The organism is Corynebacterium lubricantis DSM 45231 (genome assembly GCF_000379425.1).
In the GTDB taxonomy this organism is placed as follows: Bacteria; Actinomycetota; Actinomycetes; order Mycobacteriales; family Mycobacteriaceae; genus Corynebacterium; species Corynebacterium lubricantis.
This window is the reverse complement of sequence record NZ_KB902226.1, coordinates 41,486-60,557: the sequence shown is the minus strand read 5'-3', so window position 1 is coordinate 60,557 and position 19,072 is coordinate 41,486. Positions and strand designations below refer to the sequence as shown.

At 58.1% G+C, this 19,072-nt stretch carries 16 protein-coding genes; 3 read left to right on the top strand and 13 right to left on the bottom strand.

Features of this window, described 5'->3' with window-relative positions; translation table 11 throughout:
- Positions 1–91: 91 nt before the first annotated feature.
- Positions 92–877, bottom strand: a complete 786-nt coding sequence (locus A37O_RS0110785; RefSeq protein ID WP_018297512.1) for an IclR family transcriptional regulator — start codon at positions 875–877, stop codon at positions 92–94.
- A 64-nt stretch (positions 878–941) separates the two neighbouring features.
- On the opposite strand from A37O_RS0110785, the gene A37O_RS0110780 reads away from it, so the two are divergent.
- Together A37O_RS0110780 and A37O_RS0110775 are read left to right on the top strand one after the other, a co-directional pair.
- A complete protein-coding gene (locus A37O_RS0110780) occupies positions 942–2,309 on the top strand; it encodes an MFS transporter (RefSeq protein ID WP_018297511.1) in 1,368 nt (455 codons plus the stop codon).
- Positions 2,310–2,357: 48 nt separating this feature from the next.
- Positions 2,358–3,731, top strand: a complete 1,374-nt coding sequence (locus tag A37O_RS0110775) for an FAD-dependent monooxygenase (protein ID WP_018297510.1) — start codon at positions 2,358–2,360, stop codon at positions 3,729–3,731.
- A 114-nt stretch (positions 3,732–3,845) separates the two neighbouring features.
- Here A37O_RS0110775 and A37O_RS0110770 read toward each other — a convergent pair whose 3' ends face one another.
- From A37O_RS0110770 to A37O_RS0110750, 5 genes are all read right to left on the bottom strand, one after another.
- On the bottom strand, positions 3,846–4,589 hold the full coding sequence (locus tag A37O_RS0110770; RefSeq protein ID WP_018297509.1) for an SDR family NAD(P)-dependent oxidoreductase: 744 nt from the start codon (positions 4,587–4,589) through the stop codon (positions 3,846–3,848).
- Between the two features lie 220 nt (positions 4,590–4,809).
- Entirely contained in the window at positions 4,810–5,367 is a 558-nt protein-coding gene (gene pth / locus A37O_RS0110765; RefSeq protein ID WP_018297508.1) for an aminoacyl-tRNA hydrolase, read from the bottom strand.
- A 78-nt stretch (positions 5,368–5,445) separates the two neighbouring features.
- Positions 5,446–6,072: a 50S ribosomal protein L25/general stress protein Ctc gene (locus A37O_RS0110760; protein WP_018297507.1), complete on the bottom strand. Its 627-nt coding sequence runs from the start codon at positions 6,070–6,072 to the stop codon at positions 5,446–5,448.
- A gap of 223 nt (positions 6,073–6,295) precedes the next feature.
- The gene (locus A37O_RS0110755) at positions 6,296–7,645 is read right to left on the bottom strand and encodes an MFS transporter (protein WP_018297506.1); all 1,350 of its coding nucleotides are present in this window, start codon (positions 7,643–7,645) and stop codon (positions 6,296–6,298) included.
- 83 nt (positions 7,646–7,728) lie between these two features.
- Positions 7,729–8,349, bottom strand: a complete 621-nt coding sequence (locus A37O_RS0110750) for a DNA alkylation repair protein (protein ID WP_018297505.1) — start codon at positions 8,347–8,349, stop codon at positions 7,729–7,731.
- A gap of 19 nt (positions 8,350–8,368) precedes the next feature.
- On the opposite strand from A37O_RS0110750, the gene A37O_RS0110745 reads away from it, so the two are divergent.
- On the top strand, positions 8,369–9,484 hold the full coding sequence (locus A37O_RS0110745) for an MFS transporter (protein WP_033378111.1): 1,116 nt from the start codon (positions 8,369–8,371) through the stop codon (positions 9,482–9,484).
- Here the strand turns inward: A37O_RS0110745 and A37O_RS15390 are convergent.
- The 7 genes from A37O_RS15390 to A37O_RS0110710 form a co-directional block, all read right to left on the bottom strand.
- Positions 9,477–10,829, bottom strand: coding sequence for a YkvI family membrane protein (locus A37O_RS15390; protein ID WP_018297503.1), 1,353 nt, complete (start codon positions 10,827–10,829; stop codon positions 9,477–9,479). The two genes, A37O_RS0110745 and A37O_RS15390, sit on opposite strands and share 8 nt — an antisense overlap.
- Positions 10,830–10,924: 95 nt before the next feature.
- The gene (locus A37O_RS0110735) at positions 10,925–11,860 is read right to left on the bottom strand and encodes an FAD:protein FMN transferase (RefSeq protein WP_026196315.1); all 936 of its coding nucleotides are present in this window, start codon (positions 11,858–11,860) and stop codon (positions 10,925–10,927) included.
- Between the two features lie 22 nt (positions 11,861–11,882).
- Positions 11,883–14,312 carry a flavocytochrome c gene (locus A37O_RS0110730; protein WP_018297501.1) on the bottom strand — a complete coding sequence of 810 codons (2,430 nt, stop codon included), beginning with the start codon at positions 14,310–14,312 and terminating at the stop codon, positions 11,883–11,885.
- Positions 14,312–14,890: an NADPH-dependent FMN reductase gene (locus A37O_RS0110725; protein ID WP_018297500.1), complete on the bottom strand. Its 579-nt coding sequence runs from the start codon at positions 14,888–14,890 to the stop codon at positions 14,312–14,314. The genes A37O_RS0110730 and A37O_RS0110725 overlap by 1 nt, the downstream gene beginning before the upstream one ends.
- A gap of 166 nt (positions 14,891–15,056) precedes the next feature.
- Complete coding sequence (locus A37O_RS0110720; RefSeq protein WP_018297499.1) at positions 15,057–16,034, bottom strand: ribose-phosphate diphosphokinase; 978 nt, start codon at positions 16,032–16,034, stop codon at positions 15,057–15,059.
- Between the two features lie 11 nt (positions 16,035–16,045).
- Complete coding sequence (gene glmU / locus A37O_RS0110715; RefSeq protein ID WP_018297498.1) at positions 16,046–17,503, bottom strand: bifunctional UDP-N-acetylglucosamine diphosphorylase/glucosamine-1-phosphate N-acetyltransferase GlmU; 1,458 nt, start codon at positions 17,501–17,503, stop codon at positions 16,046–16,048.
- Positions 17,504–17,662: 159 nt separating this feature from the next.
- Complete coding sequence (locus A37O_RS0110710) at positions 17,663–18,898, bottom strand: MFS transporter (RefSeq protein ID WP_018297497.1); 1,236 nt, start codon at positions 18,896–18,898, stop codon at positions 17,663–17,665.
- Positions 18,899–19,072: the final 174 nt, after the last annotated feature.

Sequence of the window (19,072 nt, the reverse complement as noted above, 5' to 3'; positions counted from 1 at the left end):
AGAAACGGTTGTGACATCGAACATAGGCAAGATTGGAAAGTGACACAAAGCTATTCCGCTATGCGGAATCTGAAAGTGGGGGTAAAAAGGCCTACCCCATACCGGGCATCGGAGGGGGACGGAACTTCGCCAACCTGCGGTTGAGATCCACTGCATGGCGCATCAATACATCCGCACTTGCTCTGTGCACATTGCGGAATCGCTGCGTTGGAATTGCAATGGTCACAGCACCAAGTGTGTCGCCGAGTTCGTTTTTCAACACGGTGCCCACAGCGGACACGTCATGTTCATAAAGTCCATTGTTGTAGGCGAATCCGCGCTTCCTGGTGCGCTGCAACGTGCGACGGAGCTCGTCGAAATCCGCATCGGTCATGGTGGGGTAAAGGCCGCGCAGCTCGCCGGGGGAGAGCTCACTGAGCATGGACAATCCGCCCGCATTCTCCGCCGCCGGCATGATTTGGCCCTGGCGCGAGCTCACTCGCACGTTCTGCGTGCCCTCAACTGAATAGATGAAGTGCGACTTATTGCTGGCCAAGACCTGCAGGTTCGCCGTCTCCGAGGACTCCGCGGCCATCGCCGTGAGGTGGTCGGCGGTGGCGTTGATCAGTTCAGCACCGACGCCAGGTACCAAGCTTGACGACGATAGCGCCGGCCCCGGGAGGTACTTTCGGGATTCAGACTTGGTGGCAAAACCGCGGTAGACCAGCATGGACATAGAGCGGTGCACTGTTGATTGGGCAACGCCGAGGGATTCTGCTGCCGAGGAAATCGTGAGCGAGCCTGAATCGCGCAGCATAAGGGTGAGTACGAGCGCGAGGTCGACGGATTGGAGATACTCGCGCGGGGGTGAGCCGTGTGTGGGGCCATGATGGATCAAAATGATACCTTCCGCTATGTGGAACTATTTTGATTGTAACCCGCATCACGCCCAAGATGTGCGTATGGCTTCCATCTCCGAACCTCGAGACACCGCTGATTCGCAGCGGCGAAAACCCGTCGAGTACGCAAAAGAAAACAGTTTCACCATTCTTGGTATTTCTGGACGACGTCTAGCCGCCGTCTTGATTGGTTGGTTCTTCGTCATTTTTGACGGCTACGACCTCATCGTCTACGGCACCGTGCAGGGCGCTCTCATGGAAGAGTGGAACTTGAGCGCGGCGCAGGCCGGAACGATCGGATCCGCAGCCTTCCTCGGCATGGTGATTGGTGCGCTGCTGATTGGACGCATCTCTGACCGCATTGGCCGAAAGTTCGCTGTCATCGGGTCCGTCGTTGTTTTGTCCGTCTTCACTATCCTCTGTGCATTCGCGCCAGGACCTGTCGTCTTCGCCATTTTCCGTCTCCTCGCAGGCATCGGCCTTGGTGGCTTGGTTCCTTCCGTCAATGCGATGACCGCTGACCTAGTGCCTTCCAACAAGGTGTCTGCATGGTCGACCGTGATGATGTCTGGCGTGCCTCTGGGCGGTTCTATTGCGGCAGTTTTGGCGCAATGGATCGTTCCTTTCGACCCGCACTGGGGCTGGCGCACCATGTTCCTGATTGCTTTTGTGCCGCTGGTGATCGGCTTGCCTATCGCAATGAAGGTCATTCCTTCCGATAAGGAAATTAAGGAAGACTACCTCGCACACCATGAGACCGAGCAGAACCAAGTCGAAAAGGGCGAGAAGCCTGGCTTCGGTGCCATCCTCAGCCCGAAGTACCGCACCATCACTATCTGGTTCGCCCTTGCAACTTTCGTGACCCTGCTGGCTTGGTACGGCCTTGGCACCTGGCTGCCAAAGTTGATGACAACTGCAGGCTACGACTTCGGTGCAGCGCTGAACTTCACCTTGGCTCTGAACCTTGGCGCAATCATCGGCTCCGTTGTCACCGCATGGGCAGGCGACCGCTTCGGTCCAGTCCAGGCAGGTTCGGTCGCTGCTGGTATCGCCGGCATCGCACTGCTCTTCCTCCTGACCGGCCCATCCATCTTCTGGGTCTACATCATCCTGGTGCTGGCCGGCGTTGGTACCCACGGCACCCAGATCCTCATCATCGCAGCGATTTCCCAGTTCTACCCTCAGCGCCTCCGTGGCACCGCTCTCGGTTGGGCACTCGGCGTCGGACGTCTCGGTGCGGTGGCAGCTCCTCAGCTTGCTGGTCTGCTGCTCACCTGGGGTCTCGGCGTCAATTCGAACTACCTCATGTTCGCGATCGCCGCGTTGCTGTCCTCGCTCTCGCTGTTCATCTTGACCGGTATCCAGCGTCGCGAAAAGGCAAAGAACCCTCAGCCAGCCTCAACCGTGGTCTCCCATACCGACCCTCAGTAATTAACTGCATTCGACGTTAACTCTCAATAGAAAGGCAGACGCTCCACAATGTCAGCAATGAAAACGAACGACCTCTCAGGACAGAAGATCATCATCACCGGCGGTGGCATCGGCGGTGCCTCCGGGGCACTCGCTCTTGCCCTGCGCGGAGCAGATGTCACCCTGTACGAGCGCCATAACGAATTCAAGGAAGTCGGCGCTGGTCTCCAGATCGGTCCACACGGCGTGAAAATGCTGGACAAGTGGGGCCTGAAGGAAAAAGCAATCGAGGGCGGTTACCTGCCAGATCGCATGCAGTTCCGTGACGGCATCACCGCCGAGCCAATCCTGAACATGGAGTTCGACGAGAAGTTCGTCGAGCACTACGGCGCCGAATACCTCGTGATCCATCGTTCTGATTTGCTGAACATGCTCGTCGAGGCCGCCCGCGAAGCAGGCGCGAACTTGGTCAATGGTGTCAAGGTCACCGGCGCCGACGACCACGGCGACGGAGTGTCCGTCCATCTTGAAGATGCCAATACGGGCGAAAAGCTTGACGACGACGAAGCCGACGTCCTTGTAGCCTTCGACGGAATCCACTCGGTATTCCGCCCTCTTTGTGCCGACGACGAGCCAGTACCATCTGCTTACGTGGCCTACCGTGGCACCTCGCCATTGGCTGAAGATGAGGACATGAAGGATCTGAAGGACGTCCGCGGCTACATTGGCCCACGTTGTCACTTCATTCAGTACCCACTGCGTGGCGGTGAATTGCTTAACCAGGTTGCTGTGTTCCAGTCGCCTCGCTACCTCGAAGCATTGACCAATGGCACCGAGGTCCCTGATGACTGGGGCAACAACGAAGAGTTCAAGCAGGCATTCGACCACACCAACGAAGCCGTCAAGGGTCGCCTGGGCAACATGTGGCTGGATACCTGGTGGCAGATGGCGGACCGCGAGCCTCTCGAGGATTGGATCGCATCCGATCGCATCATCGTCATGGGCGATGCTGCGCACCCACCACTGCAGTACATTGCCTCCGGCGCCATCATGGCTATGGAGGACGGCGAGTGCCTGGCGCAATACGCTTCGGACGCGGTGAAGGCCGGAGACCTGAACTGGACCACCGTGCTGCGCGAAGTTGCCGACGAGCGTGCCCCACGCTGTGGCCGTATCCAGACCACCTCCCGCTTCTGGGGCGAGCTGTGGCACGTTGATGGCCTGTCCCGCTTGATCCGCAACGAGCTCTTCCGTGAGGCAGAGCGCACCGGCTGGTTCAAGTACGCGGACTGGCTCTGGGACTACGACGCCACCCGTCGCGAGTACTTGCAGGATCCTTCCAAGGGCAACCTGCCGAAGGAGCTTGATGAGTGGGAGTACAACCTGCACAAGATTGCTCGCCAGCGCGATGAGGGCAAGTCTGCTGAGGAGCTGACTATCTAATCTGCCTAGCTAGCGCAAAAGCGGCGCAGGGCGACTTTTCGAAGTCGTCCTGCGCCGCTTTTAATATTTCGCAGTGCGTTTGGTTCGGCCCGGGGCAGTTTTAGGGCTCAGAATCTAGATGCCGACGGTGAGGTAGCCGCCGTCTACTGGCAAAGTAACGCCGTTGACGAACGCGGCGGCATCGGAAGCGAGGAAGGCGATCGTCGATGCGATCTCCTCGGGTTCGCCGAAGCGACCTGCCGGAGTGCGGGAGAGAATGCGCTCGCTCGCACCAGGGGCAACATCATCTACGGCGCTCAAAAGTGGGGTATTAATCCAGCCGGGCGCCACGGCGTTCACACGAACCCCGTCCTTGCCCCATGCCTCTGCGAGGGATTTAGTGAGCTGGACAATGCCACCCTTTGCGCTGGAATAAGCAACTGCGGTGCCGCCACCGAAGTAGGAGTACATCGAAGCGATGTTTATTACTGTGCGCTTGTTTGCCTTGAGTAGATCCTCAGCAAGGTTAATAGTGCGGTAAACGCCCTGTAGCTGAATAGAGAGGACCTTATTATAGGCCTCCCACTCCATTTCCTTTGCGCCCATGCTGATACCAGCTGCCGGAACTAAAATGTCCAGGCGATCAAGTTCAGCGAACAGGGACTTTAAGTGGTCGTCGTTAGTAACATCTACTTCGCGAACTTCGACGTTGAGGCCTTCGGGAAAGGAAACCTTGTCAGAACCAAGGCCAACTGCGTACACCTTGGCGCCGAGCTCGGCGAGGTACTGGGCAACCCCTTGGCCAATACCTGAGGTGCCACCGGTGACTACGGCTACTTTGTCTTTAAATAGGTCTTGATTGAAAACTGCGTTGCTCATTATGTAGATCCTTCTCACTTGGAGATTTGGTTATTTAAGGTCATCCTTTCGGATAATTCCCACCGTACCAAAAATTTAAGTTTGAAGTATCTCGGGTTGGGATCCCCGAACCGAACCTAACGCACTGCGAAATATAAAACCCCAGGTCGCTGGGAGAGAAGTCATGCGAAGTGCACCTCGTGGGCCGGGACCAAGGAAATTTCTGCCAGGGGATCAAGGGCTAGCGCAGCGCGCGCAGCAGTTCCGAGGCGGCGTCTCCGCGAACGAAGGGGAGCTCGCCTTGTTCCTTCTTGCTAAAGGGTTTGAGCACGTAATCGGCGACGGGTTGACGCCCGGGTGGTCGGCCGATTCCTACGCCGAGCTTGTTGTAATCGCCGGTTCCGAGAGACTTGGTCACGGACTTCAGCCCGTTATGGCCATGATCGCCGCCACCGGAGCGGAGTTTGATTTCCCCGAAGTCTTGGTCGATCTCGTCGTAGATGACGTAGAGATCGGAAGGAGAGACTCCGAAGTAATTGGCCAGGGCCTTGACGGGCCCGCCCGAAACGTTCATGTATGCCCTGGTCCGTGCCAGAATTGTTTGTCGGGATGTCAACCGGCCGGCGGTGAGCTCGGCGACCTCGGTGTTGGTCTTCTTGTGCACGCTTAAGGTGGCGGCCATGGGGGAGACTTCACCAAGAAGTTCCTCAATGACCATGACCCCGACATTGTGGCGAGTTTCGGCATACTGCGGGCCGGGATTGCCCAGGCCGACGATTAATAGAGGTGAGTCAGACACGCCTCTATATTGGCACACAAACGAAGCCCGCCCCGCTGGAGACCAGCGGGGCGGGCGAATCGTCGTGAAGCGAAATGCTTACTCGGAGTCGGTGGACTCGGCGCCTGCTTCTGCGCCGCCTTCCTCAGCTGCTGCTGCAGCCTCTTCGAGCTCGGTGTCAACCTCTTCGTAGGTGACGTTGATGATCAGGTCTTCTGGCTCGGTGATCAGGGATGCGCCAGCTGGCAGGGTGATGTCCTTAGCCAGGATCTGGTCGCCGATCTCCTTGCCCTCGACAGAAACGGTGATCTCTTCAGGAATCTTCAGAGCGTCAACCTCGATGGTGATAACGTCTGCTTCCTGGATCATGATGGCACCTGGAGCGATCTCGCCCTCGGTGACAACTGCAACGTCAACCTCAACCTTTTCGCCGCGCTTGATGCCCAGCAGGTCGATGTGGTCGATGTCAAGGGTGAGCACGTTCTGGTCGATGTACTTGACCATTGCGAGGTGCTGCTCGCCGTCAACCTCGAGCTCGAGGACAGCGTTGACGCCGTCGTTACGAACGAGAGCCTGAACCTCGAGCAGGTCAGCGTGGAAGTGGAGGGTCTCTGCACCCTTCGAGTACAGAACGCCTGGGAGGCGACGGTCGCGGCGCAGACGGCGGGAAGCACCCTTGCCGAACTCTTCGCGCAGCTCTGCCTTGATTACTGGGGTTTCAGCCATGTGAACTCCTAAATGTAGTGGTAGCGGCCGCTAAAGTAGGTGTTCCATGAAGAAAACCTGCGACCAACTCAAACGTGTTTTGCTCGTCGAGTGATCGCAGGCTAGAAAAGTCTGTGATACTTATCGCGTCGATAACGGCCATTCTTTCAGGCCCTCGCCGAGACGCTGAAAAGCATAACACCAGCTAGTGTACTGGGCCAAACCGCACTTCTGACAGAGGGAGCTAGCGCGAAAACACGAAGTGGCCTCGTGCTTGTTGCTCTTCGTATTCATGGCCGAGCGGGAGGCCGGTGCGGTCGCGGAGCAGGGCGGCGGTGATGAAACCGATCACGGTGGCGGTGAGCAGGTAGGCAGTGACTCCCCAGGTAGAGCCCGTATTTTCTACCATCCATGCGGCGATCATTGGGGCGAAGGCGCCGCCGATAATCGAGCCGATGGCATAAGTGATGGATACTCCCGAGCCACGGATCGAGGCGGGGAAGAGCTCCGCGTAGGTGGCACTCGTTTGGCCATAGGTCAGGCCCAGTCCGATGGAGAGGAATCCGAGGCCTAAGAAGATTGTGCCGTAGTTACCGGTGTTGACCAGGGGGAACAGTGTGATCACGGCGATGGCTTGCACGATGAAGCCGAGAAGGAAGGTCGTGCGACGCCCGATCTTGTCCGAGACCCAGCCTGCGAACAATGTGGAGACGACCCATACGGCCGCAGCACCTGTCACGATAAGCAAGATCGTGCCGCGCTCAAGCGCGAGCCCATCCGGATTTGTGGTGTAGTTCTGAATGTAGCCACCGGCCATCATGTAGCCCGCGACCCCGTTCGCTGCGAACAGGAGAGCACCCGCAATCACCAGGGGCCAGTACTTGGAAAACAGCGTGGCAATCGGATGAGCGGGAACCGCACGGGCTTCGCGGTCGTCGGCCATTTCGGTAAAGACGGGAGATTCGTCGACGCCGACGCGGATGAGGTAACCAATGACCACGAGCACAATGGAGAAAAGGAAAGGCACGCGCCAGCCCCAGTCCATGAAAGCGTCCCCAGGAGCAATCCAGTTCATCAGGGCAAGAGCACCGTTGGCCATGAGCAGACCAATCGGCGCACCGATCTGTGGGCCAGCCCCGAAGAAGCCACGCTTTTCGGTGGGGGCGTGCTCAACGGCGAGCAGTACCGCAGAGCCCCATTCGCCACCTGCCGACATTCCCTGCACGATGCGCAGCACCACCAGCGCAAGCGGCGCCCAGATGCCGGCTTGCTCGTAGGTGGGTACCAAGCCAATCAGGGTCGTCGCCCCACCCATAGCGAAAAGCGTGACCATCAAGACGAAGCGTCGTCCTACTTTGTCCGCGAAATGGCCGGCCAAAAACGCGCCGAGCGGGCGGAAGAGGAAGGAAAGGCCTGCGGTGAGGAAGGCCAGAATCGTGGAGGAGCCGTCTCCGACGGGCCCAAACATCAGCTGATTAAAAACCAACCCTGCCACGGCGGCGTAGAGGAAGAAGTCGTACCACTCGATAGCGGTGCCAACGGTGGTTGCAGCGACGACGCGTCGACGCTCACGCGGGGTGGAGGTTGCTTTCATAGTGTCCTTTGAAAAATCGGTGTCAGGTGGGCGCTTTGTGTCCCATCGCACAATACCAAGGACCGGAAAGGAGATGGCAAGAACTACAGGTACTTCGATCCTTCCCGCACCGAGAGCGCGGCGAGGTCGTGGGTGGCAATGAACTCCGACACCCACGAGGGGTTTGATTTCGAGTAGTCGCGCAGTGCCCAGCCGATGGCCTTATTAATGAAGAACTCGGTCGATCCCAGGTTCGCCTCGATGCACTCGGAGAGGAGCTCGGCATCGGTGTCCTGCTTGAAACCCAACTGATGGATGATAGCAACGCGGCGCACCCAAAAATCCTCATCCGCAGCCCAGATGCGCATCGATTCAGCATCCGCAGCCGATCCGACAGCTTTCGCCAGCGGGTCGACGGTGTCCCACCACGATTTCGTTTGGACTAGGCGCTTCAAAGCGGGCAGGTCGGTCGTCGACAAGCGACCAAAGCGCACATGGTCGCACGCGCAGTAGTGGAACTCCCGCTCGTCCTCGCCAAAAAGTTGTGCGGCGAAGTCGAAGTCGGTGGGTCGTTCATGCACGATGGCACGCGTCGCTTTGCGACGAACTCCTGCGGAAACCCCCAAGAACGGGAATTTATCGCGCATATATGCCTCCATACCGACCGCCCGATCGGGGTCGGCGAGGGGCAGTAGCGCGGAGTAAACCGACTCAATTGTTGGCATGTACCCATACAATCACCTCATGGATAAATTCCGCTATGTCTGCATCATGATCGGTGGCTTTCTCGGGCCCTTCGCGGGGCAGTCGCTGTCTGTGGTGCTTCCGGAATTCGCCGCGGATTTTGGGATCTCGCTGGAATTGGCCTCGCTGACGATGACGGCCTACATGCTTCCTTTGGCCGTGACGATGCTCTTTTCCTCCTACTTGGTGCGTAACCTGCGGCCAGCCGGGGTGATCCGCACTGCGTACTTGGTCATCGCTGTAGCAGCCTTCGTGCTGGTAGTTACTCCGGTGTGGTGGCTGTTCCTCGTGGCGTTTATTGTGGCCGCGATAGGTAATGCGTTTACCGCGCCGCTCCTGCAGCAGGTGCTGAAACACATCACCCCGGACGACAAGTTGGGTCAGGCGTTGGGCACCTATGCCGCGATGCAATCCTTCGGGCTCTTCTCTGCGCCTCTGGTCGCTGGTGTGACTTCGCTTGTGAGCTGGCGCTTAATGTATGTGTTCCTCGCCGTATTTGCCGTGGTGATTGTGATTGTGCGCGTCCCCGATGTCCCGGCGAGCCCACCCGCGCCGGGCTCGCGCCGCTTCAAACTCAACTGGCCCATCGTGCGCGCTATGCTCACGCTGCTGTCAGTGGGCACGGGTGTGATCGGTATGTCATTCATTATCGCGCTGTACGTTGGCGACAGGTTCGGCGCGGGCCCGGTGACTCGCGGTGCGATCGTGATGATCGGTGGACTCACGGCGTTCATTTTTGCCCGCTACGTGGGAGGCCTTGCCGACAAGCACGGTCCGCGCCCAGTACTTGCCGGTGGGCTGATCGTCGCTGCGGTCGCGTTATTGGCTATTGCGGTCTCGCCGTGGATGATTCTCATCGCGGTGTTCTGGGGCATTGCGGTTCTAGCTGTTCAAGGCACACAAGTGTCGATGAACATGATTGTGTTGCGCGCGCCGGGAGGCACCCAGATGCTCTCGACGATTCAAGCTTTCAGGTTCTTCGGCAACTCGCTGACACCGATTGTGATCCTTCCCCTTTACAACATTCATGCCTGGTGGGCTTTCCTCGGCGCAGCCTGCATCCTGCTGGTGATGGCCGTGGTCAACATTGCGGGGCAGAGGAGGACCACTACTTAGGGTCGCTTTCGTTGACAATTCGGACTTCTCCGGCCTGGGTGGGATCGTAGCGTCCTTGTACCCACTGCTGATCCAACTCGAAAGAGTCCTTGTCAAAGTCGGAGGAAGAGTCAGCGTCGAGTTCGTCGATGACTTCCTCAGCCATGGCGGATCGTAGCTTGGTGCTCTCGAGCGGCGAGCTAAAGACTTCGCGTGACAATTGAGCGCGGTGGGCGGTGGTGAACTTTTCATTGGGGTCCAACATGCGCCAGATCAGGTTGCGGATTTTATCGCGTCGCGACGATTCCTCGTTCACAATTCCGCGACCACGCATAAACCAGGTGCCAATGAGCACGACGATCATGACGATGCCGGCATATCCGAGGGCCGGGAAAACAGTATTGACCAAGGTGGCAAAGTCGACGAAGGACAACGCATAGCCGATAAAAACAACCACAATGAAGACAGGTTTGAAACGCTTTGGATTATTCGGGACGAGTCGACGAGTCAGCGCGTAAAAGGATCCGAGCGCCGTGGAGAAGATCATCAAATAGGTCGCCAGAGCTGCGATCGTGCCAAGAGCAGGGTGGATCTCGTTGACGAGGGTCAGGGTGGGGAGTGCATCGTCGTAAAGCTCTGTGACTTGGAAGAGCATTCCAACGACCAGAAGAAGCAGAATGGCACCAAAGAGAAAACCACCCAGGAACCCACCGCGGCCAGCGGATTTCGTGTCCAGGTTGGCGCCACCGATGACTACGCCCATGGAGACCCCGCCCATCATGGACAGGCCAATGTAGTTCAGCGTGGACAGCCACCAATTCGGTACCGCGGGGTCGATATGGGTCGTGGCGAATTCTTGGATCCCGTCGAAGGGTTCTGGGGGATCGGTCAGGGCTGCGATGGCCGCCAGCGTCATGAAGATGATCACCACGGGAGTGATGGCTCCGATGGCGTTGGTGACCTTGTCAACGTCCATCATGCCGAAAACCAACACGAGGATGAGCATAAGAGTTGAGCCGACCCACAGGGGCAAGCCGAATTGTTGATGAAGATTCGCGCCCGCGCCGGAGAGCATGACGAAGGCCACGGCGAATTGGGTGGCTGTGACGGCGTAGTCGATAAATGTGGCCGGAATCTTCGAGGTGATCGAAGTAAAAACGCGCTTATGCGACGATGCCTGAAAATAGCTGCCGTATTGTAAAGCGATCATTGCGGTTAACGGCATGATGAGCAGGACGACGATTGCGCCTAGGATTCCCCACCAACCGTGTGCCACGTAGTACTGCAGCATTTCCTGGCCTGAAGCGAAACCGGCACCCACCGTCACACCAAAGTAGGCCATTGCAATTGCAAAGGCGCGTTTCATCTCTTCCCCAATTCAAAATAGACAATAAAAAGGCAATAAATGCCCCAAGAATAGTCGGGGTCACGACAAAAGTCAGATCAATGAGGGAAGACGACCTAACTAAACGCTAACTGTTCACGGAGTTCACCGGAGGCATAAAGTTCGAGATCTTCGGTAATCACGAGCGCGCTGCACTCGGGCTGGGTGCTGATCTCCAGCAGGATTTCAGAGGCGGAGCGACCGAAAAGCCTGCTGGTCCAGATCTCGCCGTCGACCGACCGCGGCGAGACGATGGTCAAGGAGACCACATCCGTCTCTAGGGGATAGCCCGTGGCAGGGTCCAAGATGTGGTGGTAGGTGCGACCATCTTTGTTGAGGCGGCGCTGATACACACCACTGGTCACTACTGATTGTTCCCCAACGGTGATGGCGCCGATAATCTGATCGTTTTCGTTGTTGGGATGGCGCAACCCGATACGCCAGTGGCCATCGGATTGGCGCGGGGAAGGGCCAAAAGTCAGCACATTTCCGCCCAGGTTGATCATTGCAGAGTGAGCACCCTGGTCCTTGAAGTAGGCGATGATCAGGTCGGCGATATATCCCTTAGCCACCGCACCTAAGTCGATTTTCATCCCGCTGCGCGCCAAGAAGACTTGGCCAGACTCTGCATCGAGTTCGATAAGCGCGGGATCGGTAAGTTGCAGAGCCGCGTCGATCGCAGCAGGGTCGGGAACATTCGCATCCGCAAAGCCGATGCGCCACAGCTGCACCAGCGGGCCAATCGCAATGTTGAGCATCGACTTAGGTGCCAGGCTGTTCTCGATGCCAAGCGAGATCAATTCGAACAGCTCGGGATGCACCTCGACGGGGCGGCGCCCGGCAGCACTATTGAGCTCACCTAATTCCGAGGCAGGATCGTTGGCGCTGAAGCGGTGCTCATAGATTCTGAGTCGCCGGATGGCCTCGTCGATAAGCGATTGTGCTCGCTCGGCCTCCACCTGGACCTCGATGACGGTGCCCATCATGTGTACGTGGGTACTAGCGATGTGCATCGTCATCGAACTCCTGGGTGACCTAGCTGTTGTGCTTCGCGGCGTTGGTGCCCGCGAAGCGACCGAAGGTGAAAATATCGGCCAGGGCGTTGCCACCCAGGCGATTGCCCGCGTGGATGCCGCCGGAGACCTCGCCCGCAGCATACAGGCCCGGGATGACCTCGCCTGCGGTGTTGATCACCTCGGTGTTGGTGTTGATCTTCAGCCCGCCCATGGTGTGGTGCACCGCCGGGCGACGCGAGGTGGCATAAAACGGCGCCTTCTCCACCTTGAGATCGAAGGCGGACTTGTGGAACTCCGGGTCGGCACCTGCATCTACATAGGAGTTGTACTTGGTGACCTCCTCGACGAGCACTGCAGGATCGATGCCAATCTGCTCCGCGAGCTCCTCGAGGGTATCGGCGCGGTAGAGCGTGCCGTCGTTTTTCTCCACCTGCTGATCCAGCTTTTCCTGGGTGGTGTTGTAGGCGGTCTTCTTGATCTCGTCGTCGGCGATGAGGTAGTAGAGCGTGCCATTATCAATGGCTGCCTTGGAGATCTCATCGCGGCTGCCGAACTCGTTGACGAAGCGGCGACCCCGCTGGTTGACCATGACAAAGTTCGCCGGCGGCACCTGCAAACCGGTAAACAGAGCCCCGGTTTTCGGGTCACAAGTAGGTAGCATCTGAATAAAGCCCATGTCCATCAGCTCGGCGTCGGCCTGCAGACCCAGATTGATGCCGTCGCCCTGCAGGGCAGGGGAGTTGGAAGTAGTCGTGTCATCGGCGATCTCGGCCCAGTACGTGTTGTACTTTTGCAGCATCTTCGTGTTCGAGCCGAAGCCGCCGCTGGCCAGGACCACAGCATTGGCGCGCACGATGACGCGCTGGTCGCCGTTCATCGCCTCGACTCCGACGACGCGGCCGTCCTCGATGATCAGCTTCTTCACGTCCATCTCGGTCTTGATCTCGCCGCCATGCGATTCCACCCACTTGGACAGCGCATCAACGTACGCAAAACCCTCGTTGGCCACTGGCTTGTGGCCACGACGCCAGAGCGCCCCCACCGGCATGGACACGTCCTCATAGTTGAACTCTACGCCGATCTCTTCCAGCCAGTGCACCGAATCGAGCACATTGTCGGTCAGCGTCTTGACCAGGTCGTACTGGCCATAAGTGCGGGTACCTGTGAGATCGGTGCGCTTGCCACCGAGATAGGTTTGCATGCGGTGCCACAAGGCGGAGTCGAAGAGATACTCCTCTCCGCCCTCGGTTTTCGCGAAGTACTCCGTGATTTCGGCTTGGGCCGCGCGGAAATCGTCGAGGTATTCCGGATCAATCTCCGATTCGGGCGTATCGACGAGCTCCCGCAGCGTCACATCTTCACCGGGTAGTGCAGCAAACTTCTCCTGCCAGGTCGGATCCGCCGAGTTCATTGGGCCGCCGGTGCGCACAGTATTTCCGCCGATGGCAGGGAACTTCTCCAGCAGGATGACCTTCTTGTCGTTCTGGAGCACAGAGGCTGCGGCGGCCAGTCCGGCTCCACCGCCGCCAACGACTACGACATCGGTTTCTAAGGTGATGGGCGCGATGATGGATGCCTTGCTTGGCTTCGGGCGATTGCGCAGAATCTCTGGGTCCGCGTCGGCCAGCCTGACCGCATCCGCCACACCGTCGAGGACTCCCTGGCTGGTGGAGGTCGCACCAGAGATAGTGTCAATGTTCAGCGTCTGGCCAGAGATAATCTGCTCGGGGATGCGAGTGAAAACGACATCGGCGATGCCCTGGGTCTCACCGGTGGTATCAATATCGATGTTCTCGATGCGGTCGTGGCCGAAGGTCACCTTCATCGGTAGCTTGCCGCTATAACCAACGGCGGCGACGGTGTAGGTGCCAGGCTCAAAGGCAATCTCCTCTGGCAAGTTAAGCAGGTTAGCCACCGAAATGAAGCGAACGAAACGCTTTACGCAGGATTCCAGGAATGCGACCGTATCGGAGTTTAAAATGTTGCCTTCGTCGTCAAACGCCTCGTGCGCGGAGCCCAGCAGGAACTCGCTGCCGGGCATGACAGTGGCGCTGACCCCTGGGGCATCGAGGATTTGGCGCAAGTGCAGCTGGGCGCGCGAGGAGCCCTGGATGCTTGTCGACGCACCGACGACCATCACCGGCTTGCCATCGAAAGGATGCAACTTGTCCGACATCCACTCGATGAAGCTATTCAGTGCGGAAGGGATGGAATGGTTGTATTCCGGAGTGGCGATGATGACGCCGTCAGCTGCCTCGATCTTCTCCGCGATCGACGCGATCGGCTCGGTCTCGGAGAGATCGTTGCTGGCATCAAACATGGGGAGATCTTTGATTTCACAGATCTCGAAATCGAGCTCGTCTGCGAAATGCTTCTCAATGAACTGGAGGAGGATGCGGTTGTAGGAAAAGTCCGCGTTTGAACCGACAATACCAATGACTTTAACCATTATTGCGCCACTTCCTTGCCTTCGACTGATTTAACAAGTTGCGTGAATATCATGAACCTGGACCACACGGAATCAAGTTCTGTGATGTCGGATTCCTTGATTAGATCGCCGTTGTTGTCAAACGCCTGGAGCGAATCACCAAGCAGGAACTGCGGGGCAAGTACCCGAGCCTGAATGAACGGGCTGGTGAGGATCTGGCGGAGATGATCCTGGGCACGCGAGGTACCTAGGCGACCATAGGAAGCACCGGAGATCATCACAGGCTTCCAACGCAACACTTCGGAGGTCCAGCTCAGCCATTCGAGGACGCTTTTTAGAGCGGCCGGAACGGTGTGGTCATACTCCGGGGTGGCAATGACGACGCCATCGCTGGCTTCGATGGCCTCCATGAGCGGGCGGAGCTCAGCCGGGGGAATCTTATCATCGGAGACTTTGAAGGGCGGGATGTCTCGGATTTCGAATACTTCAATCTCTGCCTGATCGGCGAAGTGCTTCGCGATGTAGTGCATCAGCGTGCGGTTCGTTGACTGGGTTGAGTTATTACCTATGATCCCGACAAAATTTAGATCGGTTGCCATACCTTTTTCCTTAGCTCTAGGAAGGGCGTGCTCGAGGAGTTAGACCAGATTATTTAATTAGATATGCTCAATTCTGCCACAAGAAATAGTAATGAGCCGGAGAAAACAAAAAGCGGTTCCTGGCACATCTGCCAGGAACCGCTTCTCGTCGAAAAGCGAAAAATGCTTAAGCTTGACCCTCAAACAGCGTGGTCACGGAACCATTCTCGAAAATCTCGTGGATCGTCTTCGCCAGAAGCGGAGCGATGGACAAGACAGTGAGATTGTCCCAACCCTCGGTGGACTGAGGCAGGGTATCGGTGGTGATGATCTCCTCGGCGCCACACTGGGAGAGACGCTCGCGGGCAGGGCCCGAGAACACACCGTGAGTGGTGGCGATCAGCACGGACTTAGCACCGGCTTCCTTGAGCACGCCAACAGCGCCGGCGATGGTGCCGCCGGTGTCGATCATGTCGTCGAGAAGCACACAGTTCTTGCCCTCAACATCGCCGACAACGCGGTTTGCGACAACCTTGTTGGCCTCGTCGATGCTGCGGGTCTTGTGAACGAAGGCCAGTGGGGCATCGCCCAAAGCGTTCGCCCACTTCTCCGCCGTTTTCACGCGGCCTGCGTCAGGGGAGACCACCATGAGGTTATCCAGTGGGTAGCGCTCCTTGATGTAATCGGTCAGGATCGGCATGGCGTGCATGTGATCGACCGGACCGTCGAAGAAGCCCTGGATCTGATCGGTGTGCAGGTCAACCGAGACGATCCGGTCTGCGCCGGCAGCAGTGAGCAAATCAGCAATCAGGCGAGCAGAAATTGGCTCGCGGCCACGGTGCTTCTTGTCCTGGCGCGCATAAGGGTAGAAAGGCAAAATCGCGGTGATGCGCTTTGCGGAACCACGCTTGAGTGCATCGATCATGATCAGCTGCTCCATGATCCACTTGTTCAGTGGCTGTGCGTGGGACTGCATGACAAAACAGTCAGCGCCACGAACAGACTCTTCGAAGCGAACGAAGATCTCGCCGTTTGCAAAATCACGTGCGACGGTGGGGGTGAGCTCAGTGCCGAGCTCTTTGGCCACTGCTTCTGCAAGTTCGGGGTGCGCACGCCCCGAGAAAAGCATGAGTTTCTTGTGGCCTTCAGTGAAGTATCCGGACATAGTGGTGCGGGTTAGCCTTCCTGCTTCGTAGAGTTTTCACGTGCACGTTGAGCAGCCTGTGCCGCCGGGGTGCCAGGTCGCTTGTCCTCGACCCATCCTTCGATATTACGCTGGCGACCTTCTTTAATAGCAAGTGCACCCGCTGGAACGTCCTTAAGCACGACAGTTCCCGCGCCAGTATATGCCCCATCACCCACAGTTACCGGGGCAACAAACATGGTGTCGGATCCCGTGCGCACATAAGAACCGATGTTTGTCTGGTGCTTGTGTACGCCGTCATAGTTGACGAACACGCTCGAGGCGCCGATGTTGGATTCTTCGCCCACCGTGGCATCGCCGATGTAGGTTAGGTGCGGAACCTTCGAACCGGCACCGATCTGTGCGTTCTTCGATTCCACGAATCCACCCAGCTTGCCGCGTTCGCCCAGGACGGTCTTGGGTCGAATGAAGGTGTACGGGCCGACGGTTGCCTGCGCACCGATCTCGGATTCCGAACCGTGGGTGCGCACGACCGATGCTCCCTCGCCAACGATCATGTCGGTCAGGGTGGTATCCGGGCCGATCTCAGCGCGGTCTGCAATCACGGTTGCGCCCCAGAGCTGGGTGTTCGGGTGGATCACCACGTCGCGGCCAATCTTGACGTCGACACCGATGAAGGTGGAGCGAGGATCGACGATTGTGGCGCCCCCGCGCATGGCGGCCTCGACAGTGCGGCGGTTGAGCTCGGCTCCGGCCTCAGCGAGCTGGACGCGGTCGTTGACACCAGCGAGTTCGCGAGGGTCCTGCGCGATGTGCGCGGAGACGACCTTGCCATCATTGCGGGCGATGCCGAGCACATCCGTGATGTAGAGCTCGCCTTGAGCATTGTTGCTGTCGATCCGGGTCAGCGCATCTGCCAACACAGCGCCGTCGAAGGCGAAAACACCGGAGTTGACCTCGGTGACCTGCTTCTGCTCGTTTGAGGCGTCCTTCTCCTCCACGATTTCCTGCACGTTGCCGTCGGCGTCTCGGAGGATGCGACCGTAACCGGTAGGGTTGTCCAGCTTCAGAGACAAGACCGTGACAGCAGCCTTGTTCTCCTCGTGAGCCTTGACCAAAGACTTGAGGGTATCGGACTGTAGGAGTGGAACATCCGCGTTGGTGACCAGGACGGTTCCGGTGTAGCCGACAATAGGAGCCAAGCCGCACTGTACGGCGTGGCCGGTGCCGTTTTGTTCTTCCTGTACGGCCTGCTTGACCTCGCGGCCAATTTCTTCGGAGACCTTGTCTACAGCAGGGGAGACCTGGTCACGTTGGTGTCCAACGACTGCGACGATGTGCTCTGGCTCGATTCCTGCTGCAGCATGGAGCGAATGTGACAGCAAGCTGCGTCCGCCGATCTCATGCAGCGTTTTTTGCTTGTCTGATTTCATACGCGTGCCAGCGCCTGCCGCCAAAACGACGACAGCGCAGTCTGAACTATTGGACATGTATTACTCCTCATGCAGGTTGTGTGGGCTGAGTGGAGGTCATTTCCCGTGACCCCACGCGTCGGCTCAGAATGGATTCCAGCATAACGCTAGTTAGCCAAAATCATCGGTAAATTCTCTTCTCCGAGTGTGCCGAATTCAGCGTGGAGGTCGCCTCGCCTAGCTTTTTGCGGAGACATCACGCATCGACGCGGCCATGAACACACCGACAAAGCCGATGATGGCCAAGAACAGGAGCGCCGCCTGGGAACCGAATTGCGCGATGACACCAGAGATCGCACCCACGATGATCAAGATGACACCCATCAATGTGTTCGCGGCGCCGGTGTAGCGGGTCCGTAGATCACCCTCGGCCATGTCCACCAGATAGGTCTTTCGCGCCACGCGCACACCGGTGTGTGCCAAGGTCACGAGGAAGAAACCGAGTGGGAGCACCCAAGCGTTGACGGCGCCGGAAGCGAATTCGGCTGAGACTACCAACAAGATAATGACGACGCTGGCCGCCCCCGAACACACGGCCATGGTGTTTTTCGAAGAAAGATCAGAAAAGATTCCCGAAATCCGCCCGCCGAGCAAAGATGCCAGCCCGGAGGCCACCATAAAGATGCCAAGGTTCGAGATGTCTTGGCCGATTTCCTGGCTCAGAGTCACGATAAAGGTGGTAGACAAGGCCGTGACCAGCATGAGGGAACGCACGATGACGAACCGGCGGAACTGCTGATCCCCGGTAAAGAGCTCCCACGTATCTTTCCACCACCCCTCTTTCACGGGTTGCGGATCAACCTCAGACTCGGGTTCATGGATCCCCTGGAACACAATGGCCGCGAGCGCCCACGTTAAAGCACCACCGCCGAGCAAAGCTACAAGGCCCCACCGTGGCAGGTCTCCCTGTACAAACGACAATCCCAGGCCAACGACAAGCGCGATTGCGCCGGCCAAAGCAGTGGCCCGCCCCGTAATCAGTCCGCGACGTCCCTTCGAGATTGTCCGCCCCTGAACATCCTTCGAAGCAATCGAGCACAGGGAACGAAACAGCGACAGCACGCCGAGTAGGACCACAACGGTGATACCGAGCGCCCAACCATTGAGGAAGAGAGCGACCAGAGCGATCAATGCCGCCGCGATGAACTGGCCGAGCGAGCCAATGATCCATACCTTCTTGCGGGAAGGTTGAGTGGTGACCCACGGAGTCATCGCTGCCTGAGGGAGCATGGAGAGCGATTCGCGGATGGGAACGAGCATGGCGGTGAAAAACCCCGGCACGCCAGCCGCGCCGAACAGCCACGGGAGAACTGTTTTCGGGGCGACGATTTGATCGCCCAGACCCTGCAGCCCGTTTGCCCAAATAAACCGACGAGCGTTGTGTTCCTCAAAGGGTTTTAGCTCAGTACTCATGCAAGTAATCGTAAACCGGAAAGTGGTGTTCCACTGGGATAAGGATGTGCTTACCCGCTGCGTACCCGCTGCAGCCACGCGACGTGCTTCCCCGCGCACTCGCGTGGCTGCAGCTACAACTTTTCTTGTGCGGGCCCGAGCTCAACCCCCCGAAACTGATCTCGTGCCACACAT

Bases quoted from the DNA above. Each gene is read 5' to 3' on its own strand.
- A37O_RS0110725 (WP_018297500.1), bottom strand. From the start codon at position 14,890: ATGGCAACCGATCTAAATTTTGTCGGGATCATAGGTAATAACTCAACC.
- A37O_RS15390 (WP_018297503.1), bottom strand. From the start codon at position 10,829: ATGAAACGCGCCTTTGCAATTGCAATGGCCTACTTTGGTGTGACGGTG.
- A37O_RS0110720 (WP_018297499.1), bottom strand. From the start codon at position 16,034: ATGTCCGGATACTTCACTGAAGGCCACAAGAAACTCATGCTTTTCTCG.
- A37O_RS0110760 (WP_018297507.1), bottom strand. From the start codon at position 6,072: ATGGCTGAAACCCCAGTAATCAAGGCAGAGCTGCGCGAAGAGTTCGGC.
- A37O_RS0110730 (WP_018297501.1), bottom strand. From the start codon at position 14,312: ATGGTTAAAGTCATTGGTATTGTCGGTTCAAACGCGGACTTTTCCTAC.
- A37O_RS0110770 (WP_018297509.1), bottom strand. From the start codon at position 4,589: ATGAGCAACGCAGTTTTCAATCAAGACCTATTTAAAGACAAAGTAGCC.
- A37O_RS0110775 (WP_018297510.1), top strand. From the start codon at position 2,358: ATGTCAGCAATGAAAACGAACGACCTCTCAGGACAGAAGATCATCATC.
- A37O_RS0110745 (WP_033378111.1), top strand. From the start codon at position 8,369: ATGGATAAATTCCGCTATGTCTGCATCATGATCGGTGGCTTTCTCGGG.
- A37O_RS0110780 (WP_018297511.1), top strand. From the start codon at position 942: ATGGCTTCCATCTCCGAACCTCGAGACACCGCTGATTCGCAGCGGCGA.
- glmU (WP_018297498.1), bottom strand. From the start codon at position 17,503: ATGTCCAATAGTTCAGACTGCGCTGTCGTCGTTTTGGCGGCAGGCGCT.
- A37O_RS0110735 (WP_026196315.1), bottom strand. From the start codon at position 11,860: ATGCACATCGCTAGTACCCACGTACACATGATGGGCACCGTCATCGAG.
- A37O_RS0110750 (WP_018297505.1), bottom strand. From the start codon at position 8,349: ATGCCAACAATTGAGTCGGTTTACTCCGCGCTACTGCCCCTCGCCGAC.
- A37O_RS0110755 (WP_018297506.1), bottom strand. From the start codon at position 7,645: ATGAAAGCAACCTCCACCCCGCGTGAGCGTCGACGCGTCGTCGCTGCA.
- A37O_RS0110710 (WP_018297497.1), bottom strand. From the start codon at position 18,898: ATGAGTACTGAGCTAAAACCCTTTGAGGAACACAACGCTCGTCGGTTT.